This window comes from Rhodococcus sp. 320_ES (genome assembly GCF_059691855.1).
In genome coordinates this window covers 342,524-359,474 of sequence record NZ_JCAWAG010000004.1, presented here as the reverse complement: position 1 = coordinate 359,474, position 16,951 = coordinate 342,524, and the positions used below count along the sequence as shown (strand labels likewise).

Here is a 16,951-nt window from a genome sequence, read left to right as displayed (position 1 = left end):
CGCCATGATCACTGGAATTGCAGTCGCCAACCGCGGCGAAATCGCCCGCCGCGTCTTCGCGACGGCCCGGCGAAACGGGCTCGGGACCGTCGCGGTGTTCTCCGACCCCGACGCCGAGAGCCCCCATGTCCGGGAAGCGGACGCGGCCGTGCGGTTGCCCGGCTCCAAGCCCTCGGACACCTATCTGCGCGGCGACCTCGTCATCGCGGCAGCGAAAGCGGCCGGAGCCGACGCCGTTCATCCCGGGTACGGATTCCTTTCGGAGAACGCCGAATTCGCGCAGGCCGTGCAGAACGCCGGCCTCACGTGGATCGGCCCACCCACCAAGTCCATCGAGCTGATGGGCTCGAAGGTCGAGTCGAAGAAGATCATGCGCGACGCCGGTGTCCCGGTGCTCGAGCAGAAGGACCCGGCCGACATCACGCAGAGCGACCTTCCGGTGCTCGTCAAGGCGTCCGCCGGAGGCGGTGGCCGCGGCATGCGCGTGGTCCGCGAGATCGAGCGACTTGCCGACGAGATCGAGGCGGCGCAGCGAGAAGCGCTGTCCGCCTTCGGTGATGCCACCGTCTTCTGCGAGAGGTACCTCGAAACCGGACGGCACATCGAAGTGCAGGTGATGGCCGACAAGTTCGGTACCGTTTGGGCCGTCGGGGAGCGCGAATGCTCCATTCAGCGTCGTCATCAGAAGGTGATCGAAGAGGCGCCGTCGCCTCTGGTCGAGAGAACTCCGGGGATGCGCGAGCGTCTGTTCGAGGCCTCACGGCTTGCGGCGAACGCCATCGGCTACGAGGGCGCCGGCACCGTCGAGTTCCTGAGCGACGAGGACGGCCACTTCTTCTTCCTGGAGATGAACACCCGTCTGCAGGTGGAACATCCGGTCACCGAGTGCACCACCGGGCTGGACCTCGTCGACCTTCAACTTCGCGTCGCCGACGGTGAGCGCCTGCCGGCGGAGCCTCCGGCGGCCCGCGGCCACTCCATCGAGGTGCGCCTGTACGCCGAGGACCCGGCGCAGAACTGGCAGCCGCAGAGCGGGCCGGTACACCGCTTCCACATCCCCGGTGTGCGCGAGGAATTCGACGTCCTCACCGCCCCGGGCATCAGGCTCGACTCCGGAATCGTCGACGGCGGTGTGGTCGGTGTCGACTACGACCCCATGCTCGCCAAGGTCATCTCGTTCGCGGACACCCGGGCGCGCGCAGCACATCTCCTCGCGAAAGCGCTGCACGACGCGGCAATTCACGGTCTGAGGACCAACCGCGATCTGCTCGTCACGGTGTTGCGACACCCGGCGTTCCTGGCGGGGGACACCGACACGGCGTTCTTCGCAACTCACGACCTGCAGGTGCTGAGCGCGCCGGTGGCCGGTGAGCAGACTCAGCGACTGTCCGCGCTCGCCGCCGCGTTGACGGATTCGGCGAACAACCGGGCCGCGACCGGCACTCTGCGGAACGTGGGTGCGGCGTGGCGCAACATGGCGTCGGCCCCGCAGCGCAAGGAGTACGAGGCCGAGTGCGGAACCATCGCCGTCGACTACCTCCGAGTGCGGGGCGCGATCACCGCCCCGGACTTCCCGGAGGTCGTCGTCGAGAACGCCACTCCCAGCGAGGCCGTGCTGGTGGTCGACGGAATCCGCCGCATGTTCCGGGTAGCCCGCTACGGACGTGAGGTGTACGTCGATTCCGCGCTCGGTCCAGTGACTCTCGCATCGGTTCCGCGATTCGTCGACCCGTCGGAGCAGGTCGCGGCAGGATCGTTGGTGGCGCCCATGCCGGGTGTGGTGGTGCGGGTCGGCGCTGCGGTGGGGGACACCGTCGCGGTCGGAACGCCGATTCTGTGGCTGGAAGCAATGAAGATGGAACACACGATCGTCGCACCCGCGGCGGGCGTCCTCACCCACCTCGGCGTGAGCGTCGGCGAGCAGGTCGACGTGGGCTCGGTACTGGCAGTGATAGAAGGAGAAGCACAATGAGTTTCGGATTCATCGAGTCGGACGAGCAGAAGGAACTGCGCGCGTCGGTATCGGCCCTCGGTCAGCGCTTCAACTACAAGGACTACGTGCTGCCCAAGGCCCGCCGCGGCGAGCCCCTGACCGAGCTGTGGACCGAAGCCGGCAAGCTCGGCTTCCTCGGCGTCAACATCTCCGAGGAATACGGCGGCGGCGGTGCGGGCATCTACGAGCTCGCGCTCGTGCAGGAGGAGATGGCCGCGCACGGCGCCGGACTGCTCCTCGTGGTCGTGTCCCCGGCCATCTGCGGCACCATCATCGGCAAGTACGGCACCGCGGATCAGAAGCAGGAGTGGCTGACCGGCCTCGCCGACGGGTCCAAGATCATGGCCTTCGGTATCACCGAGGCCGACGCCGGCTCGAACTCCCACCAGATCACGACGACCGCCCGGCGCGACGGCGACGACTGGATCCTGACCGGAAACAAGATCTACATCTCCGGTGTCGATCAGGCCGACGCGGTGCTCGTCGTGGCGCGCACCGAGGACTCGAAGACCGGCAAGCTCAAGCCGGCGCTGTTCATCGTCCCCACCAGCTCGGACGGCATGACCAAGACCGCGATGGACATGGACATCATCGAGCCCGATCACCAGTTCATGCTGTTCCTCGATCAGGTGCGGTTGCCTGCCGCCTCGCTGGTCGGCGAACCGGATGCAGCGCTGATGCAGCTGTTCGCGGGCCTGAACCCCGAGCGCATTCTCGGCGCGGCCATGGCCATCGGGATGGGCCGCTACGCACTCGACGCCGCCGTGAAGTTCGCCAACGAACGCACCGTGTGGAAGTCGACCATCGGGGCGCACCAAGGCATCGCGCACCCGCTGGCGCAGGTGAAGATCGAGCTGGAGCTGGCCCGGTTGATGATGCAGAAGGCTGCCGCTCTGTACGACAGCGGCGACGACTTCGGCGCGGCGGAAGCGGCCAACATGGCCAAATACGCTGCGGCAGAGGCGAGTATCAAGGCTCTCGATCAGGCGATCCAGACCCACGGCGGCGCGGGCCTGACCGCCGAGTACGGCCTTGCGTCCATGTTGGGTGCGGCACGAATCGCCCGCGTGGCACCGGTGAGCCGCGAGATGATCCTGAACTTCGTCTCGCAGCACTCGCTGGGCCTCGCTCGGTCCTACTGATGGAACCGACCGGCCTCCGGCCTACCCGCATGGCCGTCGAATACACGAAAGAGAACGCCGTCGCGACCCTCACCCTGAACTCGCCGCAGAACCGCAACGCGCTCTCGAGCGTGCTGGTGGAGGAATTGACGCAGGGCCTCAGCGATGCGGCCGGGGACAGCGACATCCGTGCGGTCGTGCTCACGCACACCGGTGGAACGTTCTGTGCCGGTGCGGATCTGACGGAAGCGGGTAGCTCGCCGGAGACGCGGACGCAGCAGATGGTCGACCTGCTTCGCGCCATCGTCGAGTGCCCCAAACCGGTAGTCGGCGTTATCGACGGCCACGTGCGCGCCGGCGGGATGGGTCTCGTCGGCGCGTGCGACATCGTCGTCAGCGGACCCGAGAGCACTTTCGCGCTCACCGAGGCACGCCTCGGCCTCGCCGCGTCGATCGTGTCGCTGACCCTCCTACCTCGTCTCACCTCGCGCAGCGCCGGCCGGTACTTTCTCACCGGAGAGAAGTTCGGACCGGACGAGGCGGAGGCGATCGGGTTGATCAGTGGCACCGCAGCGGATCCGCACGCTGCCGCTCAGGAGATCCTCGACTCGCTCCGCAAGGCGTCACCGCAGGGACTCGCGGAGTCCAAGGCGCTGACGACGCGCTCGATGCTGGCCGATTTCGACTCTCTCGCAGACGATCTCGCGGCGACGTCCGCCCGGCTGTTCGCGTCGGAGGAGGCCCGTGAGGGCATGATGTCGTTCCTCGAGAAGAGGCCGCCGCGATGGTCACGGTGACGCGCACACCCAAACAGGACCGCAGTCGGGTCACCCGTCGGCGACTGCTCGAGGCGACCATCGAATCGCTCGCAGAAGCGGGATGGAACGCCACGACCGTCGGTGTGGTCGCCGAACGTGCCGGGGTCTCGCGCGGCGCCACCCAACACCACTTTCCGACGCGTGAAGACCTCATCACCGCGGCCCTCGAGTACATGTTCGACGAGCGCACCGACGTCGCGCGACGCGAAGCGGAGATGATTCCGCCCGGACCCGGGCGCACCAAGATCGTCGTGGAACGGCTGGTCGAGTACTACACCGGCCCGATGTTCAAGGCAGCCCTGCAGGTGTGGACCGCGGCGGCCGCCGACCCCGAGTTGCGCGACCGGATCGTCCCGCTCGAAGAGAAGTTCGGCCGCCGCGCGCACCAGATGGCCGTAGACAACCTCGGTGTCGACGACTCCGACCCCACCGTGCACCGGCTGGTGCAGGCGACGCTCGACCTGGCCCGCGGCCTCGGGCTCGCCGACCTCCTCACCGACGACACCCGACGACGCAGCGAGGTCGTGCGCGCCTGGGCCGACGTCCTCGACGTGGCGATGCAGAAAGACTGACCGGCCCGAACACTGATCGGCCGCGCTGCACACCGGCCGCACCTGTGCTTGGCTCGGCGCGTGACGTCCGAGACCGCACGCGTTCACCGCGGCCACGTGTTCCACATCGCCGGGTCGCCGACAGTCGGTGAGTGCGACGCCGCCCTCGTCGAACACGAGGACGGCGCTCTGGTGGTGGACGAGGGCCGCATCGTCTATTCGGGCGAGTTCGCGGACCTCCCTGCCGAATTCGCCGACGCCCCCACCGACGATCACCGCCCCGGGTTCCTGATCCCGGGATTCGTCGACACCCATGTGCACTTCCCACAGACCTTTACCGGCGACGCCTACGGCGGCGGCCAGTTGCTCGAATGGCTCGAGCGGTGCGTGTTTCCGTCCGAGGCGCGGCTGAGCGACCCCGGTTTCGCCGCACTTGCCGCAGAACAATTCTGCGACAGGCGAATTGCCGCGGGCACGACGGCGGCCATGGTGTTCGGGTCAGCGTTCCCGCACGCGCAGGACGCACTGTTCGAGGAAACCGCGCGCCGGGGTCTGCGGATCGTGAGCGGCCGCGGCATCCAGACCCGCGGCCCGTCGTCGGCCGCCCCGCTGATCACGAGCGAGGCCGACGCAATTCGGCTCACCCGCGCGGAGATCGAGACGTGGCACGGCGGCGCGGACTCCTTGCTGCACGTGGCCGTCGTTCCCCGGTTCTCGCTGTCGGTCACGGCGGAGACCTTCGCCGCTCTGGGCGACCTCTACGACGACGTCCGAGAACGGGGCGTCTATTTCCACACCCACCTGAACGAGAACGACCGTCCCGGAACCGGTGAGGTGTCGGCGACGAAGCAGGTGTTCGGCACCCACACCTACCTCGACACCTACGACGGCAAGTTCCTGCCCGGATCGAAGGTCGGTGGCTCGACGCTGCTCGGCCGCCGCAGCATCCTCGCCCACGCCGTCCACTGTGAGGACAGCGAACTGGCGCGGATGGCCGAGACCGGAACGTCGATTTCGCACTGCCCGACGTCGCAGCAGTTCCTCGGTTCCGGGACCATGCCGTGGAAACGCACGATCGCGTCGGGGGTGACCGTGTCGATGGGCTCCGATCACGGCGGCGGCGACGAGTTCTGCATTGCCCGCGTCCTCAACGACTCGTTCAAGGTGCACATCTCCGAGCCCGGCACGGACGGACTTTCGCTGCACCCCGCCGAGCTGTTGTTCAGCGGCACGCTCGCGGGCGCTCGGGCGCTCGACATGGAGGAGCGTTTCGGAAACCTGGACGCGGGCAAGGATGCCGACTTCCTGGTCGTGGACCCCTCGGCGTGGCGACCCCTGCACGACGCACTCACCTACGGGCACTTCTCTGACGATCCTGTCCTGGCCCGCGACCAGCGGCTGTTCACTTTGTTGATGACGATGCGCGAGCCCGCCATCGCACAGGTATTCGTGCGGGGCCGACGGCTATCCTCGTCCCCATGCGCACCGTCCGGATCCTCGTGACTCTGGCCGCCGTGCTCACCGCGGCGGCCTGTGGATCCGGCGGCTCGGACTCCTCCGACGCCGGTGCCGCGACCACCACCGTCGCTCCGGCTCTCGGTCCCGATTTCGGTGTGTGTGGCTCGCTCACCGACGACGAGGTGCGGTCCGCGTTCGCCGTCCCGTCGTTCGCCGTCGTGAATCGCAATTCCGTCGGGTGCGTCTGGGAAACAACGGGTCCGACGGGTCCCAGCGTGAGCTTCTCCTGGTATCGCGGATCACCGATCGGGCGCGAGCGTGCCAGTTCCGAGCTCATCGGACGCCCGGCGGAGGACATCGAGATCGACGGCAAGCAGGGCTTTCAGGCGCGGTACACCAACGCGAGGGGGCAGGTGACGCTGTGCGAATCGGCACTGCAGTACGGGCCGGACTTCATTCACATGTCGGTCACGTACTCCGACACGACGCCGACCGCGGACGCGTGCACCGTCTCGACCGATCTGCTCGAACTCGTGGCATCGAGGGCCCGGTGACACTCATGGGGACGGGGAGAAAACTGGCGCCGCTGGCTGCAGTGTTACTGCTTGCCGGCTGCGGCAGCACCATCGAGGGAACGCCGACGGCGGCGCGCGTCGACCTCGGGGACGAGAACTTCACCAACCTTCTCGAGGAATGCAACGCCGTCACCGAGGACCAGATCGCTCAGGTCGTCGGCGGCAACCAGATCGAGAGGGGCTTCCTCGGGGCGATCTGTCGGTGGGACGTCGCCGGCGCGACCGGCGCGGTGCACGTGACGTTCGACTGGTTCGAGAACGGGACGCTCGACAACGAGAAGACGGCCAATCAGAGGCTCGGCTGGAACGTCACCGACGTCACCGTGTCCTCGCGCAAGGCGATCGAGATCCGCCAGCCGACCGATCCGGCGTCGTGTGGGGTGTCGGCCGGTGCGCCTGGCAGCGGTGTTTTCGGGTGGTGGGTTCAGTATCGGCCCGGTAGTTCGGCGGATTCGTGCGCTGCGGCCACCAAATTGATGCAGTTGGCCCTCAATCTGAGTGCCTGAGCGCTATGAAATCCGAGCGCCTGCGCGCTAGCACGCGGGGCGCGTTTTGACCGTCGACCACGCCGACGGGTAACGTGGTAAATCGGGTCCGGCTCGTCCGGGCCGTTTGTGTGCCTATGCGAGGTACAGCTGTCACTGACGGCTGCACGTGTGGGGGTACGCGACACACCCGACCGCGGGGTAACAGACCGCGGTAGCGCCATGGGTGAGGAGCAGCAGCTCTCTTGCTCCAACTGCTGGATCCCTGAGTCTCGGTCCGTCGAGGCTCGCGACACGAAGAAAGCCGGTTACATTGCCAACCATCAATCAGCTGGTCCGTAAGGGCCGCACCGACAAGGTCAACAAGCTGAAGACCGCTGCCCTGAAGGGCAGCCCGCAGCGCCGTGGCGTGTGCACTCGCGTGTACACCACCACTCCGAAGAAGCCGAACTCCGCTCTTCGTAAGGTCGCGCGTGTTCGCTTGACCACCGCTGTCGAGGTCACCGCCTACATCCCCGGTGAGGGACACAACCTGCAGGAGCACTCGATGGTGCTCGTCCGCGGCGGTCGCGTGAAGGACCTCCCCGGTGTTCGGTACAAGATCATCCGTGGCTCGCTCGACACGCAGGGCGTCAAGAACCGCAAGCAGGCTCGAAGCAAGTACGGCGCCAAGAAGGAGAAGAGCTGATATGCCACGCAAGGGCCCCGCACCCAAGCGTCCGTTGATCAACGACCCGGTCTACGGGTCGCCGTTGGTCACGCAGCTTGTGAACAAGATTCTGCTCGACGGCAAGAAGTCGACCGCAGAACGCATCGTCTACCAGGCACTCGAGCAGGCACGCGAGAAGACCGGCACCGATCCGGTCGTCACCCTCAAGCGCGCGCTCGACAACGTCAAGCCTGCCCTCGAGGTGCGCAGCCGCCGTGTCGGTGGCGCCACCTACCAGGTTCCCGTCGAGGTCCGTCCGGGCCGCTCCACCACACTGGCCCTGCGCTGGTTGGTCTCGTTCTCTCGCGCACGTCGTGAGAAGACCATGGTCGAGCGTCTCGCCAACGAGCTCCTCGACGCCAGCAACGGTCTCGGCGCAGCAGTCAAGCGTCGCGAGGACACGCACAAGATGGCAGAAGCCAACAAGGCTTTCGCGCACTACCGCTGGTGAAACTTCGTCGCGTTCTGCGACGTTGTAACTCCAGTACCGAGCAGTTTTCCTCAACACCAAGGCGGATGATTTCGTGGCACAGGACGTGCTGACCGACCTGAACAAGGTCCGAAACATCGGCATCATGGCTCACATCGATGCCGGCAAGACCACCACTACCGAGCGCATCCTCTTCTACACCGGTATCTCGTACAAGATCGGTGAGGTCCACGACGGCGCAGCCACCATGGACTGGATGGAGCAGGAGCAGGAGCGTGGCATCACGATCACTTCTGCAGCTACCACGTGCTTCTGGAAAGACAACCAGATCAACATCATCGACACCCCGGGTCACGTCGACTTCACGGTCGAGGTGGAGCGTTCGCTCCGCGTCCTCGACGGTGCCGTTGCCGTGTTCGACGGCAAAGAGGGCGTCGAGCCGCAGTCGGAGCAGGTCTGGCGTCAGGCCGACAAGTACGACGTGCCGCGTGTCTGCTTCGTCAACAAGATGGACAAGCTCGGTGCGGACTTCTTCTTCACCGTGCAGACCATCAAGGACCGCCTCGGCGCCAAGCCGTTGGTCATCCAGCTGCCGATCGGCGCAGAGGACAGCTTCGAGGGCATCGTCGACCTGGTCGAGATGAAGGCGAAGGTCTGGCGCGGCGAGACGAAGCTCGGCGAGACCTACGAGACCGTCGAGATCCCGGCCGATCTGCAGGAGCAGGCGGAGCAGTACCGCCAGGAGCTCATGGAGACCGTCGCCGAGTCCGACGAGGCGCTGCTCGAGAAGTTCTTCGGCGGTGAAGAGCTCACGATCGAGGAGATCAAGGGCGCCATCCGCAAGATGACGGTCAACTCCGAGCTGTACCCGATCATGTGTGGCTCCGCGTTCAAGAACAAGGGCGTTCAGCCCATGCTCGACGCGGTCATCGACTACCTCCCGTCCCCGCTCGACGTCGCCGAGACCGTCGGACACGCCGTGGGCGACGAGGAGAAGCAGCTCACGCGCAAGCCGAGCGCCGACGAGCCGTTCGCGGCTCTGGCGTTCAAGATCGCCACGCACCCGTTCTTCGGCAAGCTGACCTACGTCCGCGTGTACTCGGGCAAGGTCGACTCCGGCGCTCAGGTCATCAACTCGACCAAGGGCAAGAAGGAGCGTCTGGGCAAGCTCTTCCAGATGCACTCCAACAAGGAGAACCCGGTTGCCACCGCGAGCGCCGGTCACATCTACGCCGTGATCGGTCTCAAGGACACGACGACGGGTGACACGCTCTGCGATCCGCAGAACCAGATCATCCTGGAGTCGATGAGCTTCCCGGACCCGGTCATCCAGGTCTCGATCGAGCCCAAGACCAAGTCCGACCAGGAGAAGCTCGGCACCGCGATCCAGAAGCTGGCCGAAGAGGACCCCACGTTCTCGGTCAAGCAGGACGAGGAGACCGGCCAGACCGTCATCGGCGGCATGGGCGAGCTCCACCTCGACATCCTCGTCGACCGCATGCGTCGCGAGTTCAAGGTCGAGGCCAACGTCGGCAAGCCGCAGGTGGCCTACCGCGAGACCATTACCAAGACGGTCGAGAAGCACGAGTTCACCCACAAGAAGCAGACGGGTGGATCGGGCCAGTTCGCGAAGGTCATCATCGGCCTCGCGCCCTTCGTCGGCGAAGACGGCGCGACCTACGAGTTCGAGAACAAGGTTTCCGGCGGACGTGTCCCGCGCGAGTACATCCCGTCGGTCGACGCCGGTGCACAGGACGCCATGCAGTACGGCGTGCTCGCCGGCTACCCGCTGGTGAACCTGAAGCTGACGCTTCTCGACGGTGCGTACCACGATGTGGACTCGTCGGAAATGGCGTTCAAGATCGCCGGTTCGCAGGCACTCAAGGAAGCGGCCCGCAAGGCCGGTCCCGTGATCCTCGAACCGCTCATGGCTGTCGAGGTGATCACGCCCGAGGAGTACATGGGCGACGTGATCGGCGACGTCAACTCCCGCCGTGGCCAGATTCAGGCCATGGAGGAACGCAGTGGTGCCCGTGTCGTCAAGGCATTGGTTCCGCTCTCGGAGATGTTCGGTTACATCGGTGACCTGCGGTCTCGTACCCAGGGTCGCGCGAACTACTCCATGGTGTTCGATTCCTACGCAGAGGTTCCCGCGAACGTCTCGAAGGAAATCATCGCGAAGGCCACTGGGGAATAACGCCCCCGAGCTGGACCAAAGCACGACCGCACCAAATGCCCAAGAAAACCCGTAATTCTGCATGACGCAGGCACACAACAGTCCAGGAGGACACAGTGGCGAAGGCGAAGTTCGATCGGACGAAGCCGCACGTCAACATCGGCACCATTGGTCACGTTGACCACGGTAAGACGACGCTGACGGCTGCAATCACCAAGGTTCTGCACGACAAGTTCCCGGACCTGAACGAGGCCTCGGCCTTCGATCAGATCGACAAGGCGCCGGAGGAGAAGGCTCGTGGTATCACGATCAACATCTCCCACGTCGAGTACCAGACGGAGAAGCGCCACTACGCACACGTCGATGCTCCGGGCCACGCGGACTACATCAAGAACATGATCACCGGCGCGGCTCAGATGGACGGCGCAATCCTCGTCGTCGCAGCCACCGACGGCCCGATGCCCCAGACGCGTGAGCACGTGCTGCTCGCCCGCCAGGTCGGCGTGCCGTACATCCTCGTCGCGCTGAACAAGGCCGACATGGTCGACGACGACGAGATCATCGAGCTCGTCGAGATGGAGGTGCGCGAGCTCCTCGCCGCACAGGAGTTCGACGAGGACGCTCCCGTCGTCAAGGTCTCCGCGCTCAAGGCCCTCGAGGGCGACGAGAAGTGGGCAGAGTCCGTTCTCGAGCTCATGCAGGCCGTCGACGACTCGGTTCCGGACCCCGTCCGTGAGACCGACAAGCCGTTCCTCATGCCCGTCGAGGACGTCTTCACGATCACCGGTCGTGGCACCGTCGTCACCGGTCGTATCGAGCGCGGCTCGGTCAACGTCAACGAAGATGTCGAGATCGTGGGCATCAAGGAGAAGTCGACCAAGACCACCGTCACCGGCATCGAAATGTTCCGCAAGCTGCTCGACTCGGGCCAGGCAGGCGACAACGTCGGCCTCCTCGTGCGTGGCATCAAGCGCGAAGACGTCGAGCGTGGACAGGTTGTCGTCAAGCCCGGCACCACGACTCCCCACACGGAGTTCGAGGGCCAGGCCTACATCCTGTCGAAGGACGAGGGTGGCCGCCACACCCCGTTCTTCAACAACTACCGCCCGCAGTTCTACTTCCGCACCACCGACGTCACCGGCGTCGTGACGTTGCCGGAAGGAACCGAGATGGTCATGCCCGGTGACAACACCGAGATGTCCGTCGTGCTGATCCAGCCGGTCGCCATGGACGAGGGCCTGCGCTTCGCGATCCGCGAGGGTGGCCGCACCGTCGGCGCCGGTCGCGTCACGAAGATCAACAAGTAACACCAGCTACACCGCCGACGGCGCTCATCCTCCGGGATGTGCGCCGTTCGGCGTTTCCAGCCGGGATTGGGCGCCGCGAAACCGTACGCTGCTCGGGGTGACGGTCAAGCTGGCGTTCGTGTCGCACGCCGCAACGGAGGCGACGCGCAGCGTGCGTTTCCCGGCCGACGAGGGGCTCAACGCGACCGGCCTGCGCGACGTGGAGAAGGTCGACGGCCGGGCCCTGGTACGCGGTGGCGCGGTCCTGAGCGCACCCGAGCGCCGCACCGTGGAAACGGCTGCCCACCTGGGACTTTCGGAGGTTCGAGTCGAGGACGCTCTGCGCGACGTCGACTACGGACGATGGACCGGCAGAGCCATGACCGACCTCGGCGACGACGAACTGCACGCCTGGCTCACCGACCCCCGCGCGGCGCCGCACGGAGGCGAATCGGTCTCCGACGTCGTGACGAGGGTGGCCGGCTGGCTGCGCACCCTCGACGAAGGGTCGCGCACCCTCACCGTCACCCACCCGGCCGTCGTTCGCGCCGCCGTCGTGATCGCGCTGGGCGCTCCGCTGCAGGCGTTCTGGCGCATCGACGTGATGCCGCTCAGCCTGACCTCGATGCACCGGCGCGGGAACCACTGGACCCTCAGGTGCGCGTCGTCGAGGCTCTGACAGGTAGATTTGCTGCGTGATCGCTGCGCTCATCGACTCCGGCCTCGGCATGCTGCCGACCGCCGCGTGGCTCAAGCGTCTGCGACCCGACCTCGATCAGCTGCTCTTCACCGATCCCGACAACGCGCCGTGGGGGCCGAAACCCGAAGCGTGGACCATCGACAAGGTGGTCACCACCGCGCGCCGGGCCGTCGAGATGGGCGCCGACGTCGTGGTCCTTCCGTGCAACACCGCGTCGGTGACGGCGCTGAGCCACACCCGCGTCGCCCTCGGTCCGTCCGTTCCCGTGGTCGGCACCGTCCCGGCCATCAAACCCGCTGCGGCGAAGCATGATTCGATCGCGATCTGGGCCACCGCGGCGACCACGGCCAGCCGATACCAAGCCGACCTGATCGAGCAGTTCGCCCACGGAAAACAGGTCACCGCCGTCGCCTGCCACGGACTCGCCGACGCGATCGACCGTGGAGACTCCCCGGCGGTCTCTGCGGCTATTGCATCGGCAGCCGCCCGTACGCCGGGTGGTACCCGCGCGTTGGTGCTGGGGTGCACCCACTACCCGCTGGTGGCCCCGGAGATCGTCGCGGCTCTGCCGCCGGGTGTGGAGTTGTTCGACAGTGCCGAGGCGGTGGCGCGTCAGACGCTCAAGCGGCTGGACGAGGTGGGTGGTCAGCCCGGTTCGGGCGCCGTGCAGGTGTTCCTGAGTGGTCGGCCGGGTGCGCTTCCGGTCGGGGCGCTGGCGTTCGAGGCGGGTCGTCTGCTCGCCGGCGAGGGAATGGTCGGCACTCACAAATTGCTGTAAGCCACATGCAGACCGACCTGATGCCCGGTGCCCGGCAGTCCCGCATTTCGCGAACCGCAGCATTCTGGATCGTCGGCGTGGTGTTCTTCACGCTGATGGCGTCGTCGGCCGCGCCGTCGCCGCTGTATCCCGTGTATCAGCAGGCCTGGGGATTCTCGTCGACGACGCTCACGTTCGTCTTCGCCGTCTACGCCTTCGCCCTGCTCGCCGCGATTCTGACCGTCGGGTCGTTGTCGGACCATGTGGGTCGTAAGCCGATCGTGCTGGGCTCGCTGCTCGTGCTGATCGTGAGTCTCGCGGTGTTCGCGTTGGCCGACAGCGTCACCTGGCTCATCGTGGCGCGCATTCTGCAGGGCGCGGCGGCGGGTGCTGCGACCGGTGCGCTCACCGCGTCGATCGTGGATCTGCAGCCGACCGCGGCGCACGGGCCGGTGGTCAACAGCGTCGCCCCGTCCATCGGTCTCGGTCTCGGAGCGCTGGGCGCGGGCACTCTGGTTCAGTTCGCACCGTTCCCACGGGTGCTGGTTTTCGTGCTGCTGATCGCGGTCCTGGTCGTCCTCGCGGCTGTCGTAGTGGCGATCCCGGAGTCGACCGAGCCGCGCGGATTCACCTCGAAACGACATGTGGCGCAGACTCTTTTGCCCAGGATGTCCATTCCGGCGTCCATGCGTTCCGAGTTTCTCGTGGTGCTTCCGTGCCTTGTCGCCGTCTGGGCACTCGGCGGGTTCCACCTGTCGCTGGGACCGTCGATCATCGTGTCCGTGTTCGGCCTGCACGGCGCGGTACTCAGCGGTTTCGACATCTTCACCCTCTTCACCGCCGGCGCCCTGGGTGCTGCGCTGATGCGCAACGTCGATCCGCGGCGGGTGATGACGATCGGTACGGTCGTGCTGGCGTCCGGCCTCGCCGCGAACGTGATCGGCCTGTCCTGCGGTGTCGCCTGGATCTACTTCGTCGGGTCTGCGGTGTCCGGTTTCGGTTGGGGTGCGGCGTTTCTCGGCTCGATGCGGGTGGTCGGCGATGTCACGCCGGCCGATCAGCGGGGCAGCGTGTTCGCGACGATGTTCGTCGTCAACTACGTGGCGTTCAGCGTGCCCGCGATCGTGGGCGGGATTGCGGTGCACAGCATCGGCCTGGTGTCGACGGGGATCGTCTACGGCAGTGTCGTCATGAGTCTGGCCCTGTGGTCGGCGGCCGGGTTGGCGCGAATTGCAGGCCGCACCGGCCAGTAACGGCACCTGCCCGATCGGACGGTTCACCTGCCGCAACCGGACGGTTCGTCCGCGGAGCACTGTGTGGTGGCGCTCACACGTCCTACCGTCGGTTCAGTCATTCGAACCGTCGCGCAAAGGACAATCACATGAAGGTCGACGACCTACTGAAGCCGTTCCCCATCAAAGAGTTTCACCCGTTCCCGCGCGCCATGATGGGCCCCGGCGCGCACGAGATGATCGGCCCCGAAGCGCTGAAGCTCGGGTTCAAGAAGACTCTCGTGATGACGTCGGGTCTCCGCGGAACCGACACCGTCCACAACATCGTGGAGTCGATGCGCTACCACGGTCTCGAGGTGGTCGTGTACGACCAGGTGGAGTCGAATCCCAAGGACTACAACGTGATGGACGCCGTCGCGATGTACTCCGAAGCCAAGTGTGACAGCTTCGTCTCCATCGGCGGCGGCTCGTCCCACGACGCGTGCAAGGGCGCCCGTATCGCCGTCGCGCACGACGGCCGCAACGTCAACGAGTTCGAGGGTTTCAACAAGAGCGAGAATCCGAAGAACCCGCCCCACATCGCCGTATCGACCACGGCGGGAACGGGTTCGGAGACATCGTGGGCGTACGTCATCACCGACACCACGACGGATCCGGACAACCCGCACAAGTACGTGGCCTTCGACGACGCCAGCGTCACCACGCTCGCGATCGACGATCCGGTGCTCTACTACACCTGCCCCACCGACTACACCGCTCAGTGCGGATTCGACGTTCTCGCGCACGCCAGCGAGCCGTACGTCTCGCGCCTGAACTTCGAGCCGTCCAAGGGCAATGCGCTGCACGCCATCAAGATGACCGTCGAGAACCTCAGGGCCGCAACGTGGAACGGTGAGGACCTGCCGGGTCGCGAGGGAATGATGTACGCGCAGTACATCGCCGCGCAGGCCTTCAACTCCGGTGGTCTCGGCATCGTCCACTCCATCAGCCACGCGATCAGCGCGTTCTACGACACGCACCACGGCCTCAACAACGCCATCGCGTTGCCGCGGGTGTGGGCGTTCAACATGACGGCCGACTACCGCAAATTCGCGGACATCGCCGTCGCCATGGGAATCGACACCCACGGCATGTCCGACACCCGCGCGGCGCACGCCGCACTCGAAGCGGCGATCCAGCTGCTGCGTGACGTGGGCATCGCGGAGAAGTTCACCGACGTGCACTCGGACACCTACAGCAAGAACCGCCTGGGCACCGGGCCGACCAAGTTCTACCAGAACTCGCCGGTCATCAACGGTGACGACAAGGACATCGACCGCATCACGCACCACGTGCTCGGCGACGCCTGCACCCCGGGCAACCTCAAGGAATGCACCTTCGAGACGGTTCGGCCCGTCGTGGAGCACTGCATGACAGGCGATCTCGACGACCTGATCGGTTAGAACCGCCCCGGCCTCAGGCCTGCCCGCCCCTCCTCGATAGGACTCCCAGTGCCCGACTTCAGCTCCGTCGACGACGTCGTCACCCGCTTCGGGGACGTCGGCTACATCACCGACGACCGCCTCGCCACCACAGTCTTCCTGCAGACCCGACTGGACAAGCCGGTCCTGCTGGAGGGACCGGCGGGCGTCGGAAAGACCGAGCTGGCAAAGACGTTGGCGGAGGTCACCGGCCGGCGCCTGCTGCGCTTGCAGTGCTACGAGGGCCAGGACGAGACCAAGGCGCTCTACGAGTGGGACTACGGCAAGCAGCTCCTCTACACCCAGGTGCTGAAGGAGAAGATCGGGCAGCTCGTGGCCGACGCCGACACTCTCGGCGACGCGGTCGATCGCATCTCGGCGCAGGAGAGCGTCTTCTTCTCCGAGCGGTTCCTCGCACCGCGGCCGCTCCTCGAGGCCATTCGGTCCGAGGAGCCGGTCGTGCTGCTGATCGACGAGGTCGACCGCGCCGACGAGGCACTCGAGGCGGTTCTGCTCGAGCTGCTCGGTGAGAACCAGGTGTCGGTGCCGGAGCTGGGCACGTTCGTCGCGAAGGTCAAACCGTATGTCGTGTTGACCTCCAACAACACTCGCGACCTGTCGGCCGCACTCAAGCGGCGCTGTCTGCACAGTTTCCTCGACTACCCGACCGCGAAACGTGAGCTGGAGATCGTGAACTCCAAGGGCACCGGGCTCTCGGAATCGCTTGCCGAGCAACTGGTCCAGGTGGTCCGCGGGTTGCGTGATCTGGACCTGCGCAAGTCGCCGTCCATCTCCGAGACCGTCGACTGGGCGCGCACCCTGGCCGTGCTGGGTGCGAGCGACCTGACCGCAAAGCTGTTGTCCGACACGGTGTCCGTCGTCGTCAAGTACGACAAGGACGTGCGTAAGGCGCTCGACGCACTTCCGCGACTGATCGACCCCAATGCGGTGATCGAGGAGAACCACGGTCACGGGCACGCCCATGGGCATGGTCACGGCCACGATGATCACAGTCACGACGATGCCGGCCCCAGCGGGAAGGAGATCCGGGCCGCGAAGGACGATCCCGGTCGGCACGACGACAACTACTACGGCGGCGCGACCACGGCAGTGGCCACTGCCAAGAAGGCCGTTCCCTCCAGTCAGGGCGCCAAGTCCTTCGCCCGCGGATTCGGTCCGAAGAAGCCGAAGAGCCGCTGA

At 66.1% G+C, this 16,951-nt stretch carries 16 protein-coding genes; all 16 read left to right on the top strand.

Annotation, left to right across the window (positions count from 1 at the left end; all coding sequences use genetic code 11):
• Nucleotides 1-4: 4 nt before the first annotated feature.
• The 16 genes from AC59JP_RS16005 to AC59JP_RS15930 all read left to right on the top strand — a co-directional run bounded on the left by AC59JP_RS16005 (nucleotide 5) and on the right by AC59JP_RS15930 (nucleotide 16,951).
• Nucleotides 5-1,972 (top strand): acetyl/propionyl/methylcrotonyl-CoA carboxylase subunit alpha, encoded by a 1,968-nt coding sequence (locus AC59JP_RS16005; RefSeq protein ID WP_497326786.1) that lies wholly within the window; start codon nucleotides 5-7, stop codon nucleotides 1,970-1,972.
• Nucleotides 1,969-3,135, top strand: coding sequence for an acyl-CoA dehydrogenase family protein (locus AC59JP_RS16000; protein WP_497326785.1), 1,167 nt, complete (start codon nucleotides 1,969-1,971; stop codon nucleotides 3,133-3,135). Before AC59JP_RS16005 ends, AC59JP_RS16000 begins: the two co-directional genes overlap by 4 nt.
• A 29-nt stretch (nucleotides 3,136-3,164) precedes the next feature.
• Nucleotides 3,165-3,911: an enoyl-CoA hydratase family protein gene (locus tag AC59JP_RS15995; RefSeq protein WP_497326784.1), complete on the top strand. Its 747-nt coding sequence runs from the start codon at nucleotides 3,165-3,167 to the stop codon at nucleotides 3,909-3,911.
• On the top strand, nucleotides 3,908-4,504 hold the full coding sequence (locus AC59JP_RS15990; RefSeq protein WP_497327090.1) for a TetR/AcrR family transcriptional regulator: 597 nt from the start codon (nucleotides 3,908-3,910) through the stop codon (nucleotides 4,502-4,504). Before AC59JP_RS15995 ends, AC59JP_RS15990 begins: the two co-directional genes overlap by 4 nt.
• Nucleotides 4,505-4,564: 60 nt before the next feature.
• Complete coding sequence (locus tag AC59JP_RS15985; protein ID WP_497326783.1) at nucleotides 4,565-5,986, top strand: guanine deaminase; 1,422 nt, start codon at nucleotides 4,565-4,567, stop codon at nucleotides 5,984-5,986.
• A complete protein-coding gene (locus tag AC59JP_RS15980) occupies nucleotides 5,962-6,495 on the top strand; it encodes a DUF3558 domain-containing protein (protein WP_497326782.1) in 534 nt (177 codons plus the stop codon). Before AC59JP_RS15985 ends, AC59JP_RS15980 begins: the two co-directional genes overlap by 25 nt.
• A 5-nt stretch (nucleotides 6,496-6,500) precedes the next feature.
• Nucleotides 6,501-7,022, top strand: coding sequence for a DUF3558 domain-containing protein (locus AC59JP_RS15975; RefSeq protein WP_497327089.1), 522 nt, complete (start codon nucleotides 6,501-6,503; stop codon nucleotides 7,020-7,022).
• A 292-nt stretch (nucleotides 7,023-7,314) separates the two neighbouring features.
• Nucleotides 7,315-7,689, top strand: coding sequence for a 30S ribosomal protein S12 (rpsL, locus tag AC59JP_RS15970; RefSeq protein ID WP_497326781.1), 375 nt, complete (start codon nucleotides 7,315-7,317; stop codon nucleotides 7,687-7,689).
• A 1-nt stretch (nucleotide 7,690) separates the two neighbouring features.
• The gene (gene rpsG, locus AC59JP_RS15965; RefSeq protein WP_027504615.1) at nucleotides 7,691-8,161 is read left to right on the top strand and encodes a 30S ribosomal protein S7; all 471 of its coding nucleotides are present in this window, start codon (nucleotides 7,691-7,693) and stop codon (nucleotides 8,159-8,161) included.
• A 73-nt stretch (nucleotides 8,162-8,234) separates the two neighbouring features.
• Nucleotides 8,235-10,337, top strand: a complete 2,103-nt coding sequence (gene fusA, locus AC59JP_RS15960) for an elongation factor G (RefSeq protein WP_497326780.1) — start codon at nucleotides 8,235-8,237, stop codon at nucleotides 10,335-10,337.
• A 95-nt stretch (nucleotides 10,338-10,432) separates the two neighbouring features.
• The gene (tuf, locus tag AC59JP_RS15955) at nucleotides 10,433-11,623 is read left to right on the top strand and encodes an elongation factor Tu (RefSeq protein ID WP_497326779.1); all 1,191 of its coding nucleotides are present in this window, start codon (nucleotides 10,433-10,435) and stop codon (nucleotides 11,621-11,623) included.
• A 97-nt stretch (nucleotides 11,624-11,720) separates the two neighbouring features.
• Nucleotides 11,721-12,281 carry a histidine phosphatase family protein gene (locus tag AC59JP_RS15950; RefSeq protein ID WP_497326778.1) on the top strand — a complete coding sequence of 187 codons (561 nt, stop codon included), beginning with the start codon at nucleotides 11,721-11,723 and terminating at the stop codon, nucleotides 12,279-12,281.
• 16 nt (nucleotides 12,282-12,297) lie between these two features.
• Nucleotides 12,298-13,080: a glutamate racemase gene (locus tag AC59JP_RS15945; protein WP_497326777.1), complete on the top strand. Its 783-nt coding sequence runs from the start codon at nucleotides 12,298-12,300 to the stop codon at nucleotides 13,078-13,080.
• A gap of 5 nt (nucleotides 13,081-13,085) precedes the next feature.
• A complete protein-coding gene (locus tag AC59JP_RS15940; protein WP_497326776.1) occupies nucleotides 13,086-14,312 on the top strand; it encodes an MFS transporter in 1,227 nt (408 codons plus the stop codon).
• A gap of 128 nt (nucleotides 14,313-14,440) precedes the next feature.
• The gene (mdo, locus tag AC59JP_RS15935) at nucleotides 14,441-15,733 is read left to right on the top strand and encodes an NDMA-dependent methanol dehydrogenase (RefSeq protein ID WP_497326775.1); all 1,293 of its coding nucleotides are present in this window, start codon (nucleotides 14,441-14,443) and stop codon (nucleotides 15,731-15,733) included.
• Between the two features lie 48 nt (nucleotides 15,734-15,781).
• Nucleotides 15,782-16,951, top strand: coding sequence for an AAA family ATPase (locus tag AC59JP_RS15930; RefSeq protein ID WP_497326774.1), 1,170 nt, complete (start codon nucleotides 15,782-15,784; stop codon nucleotides 16,949-16,951).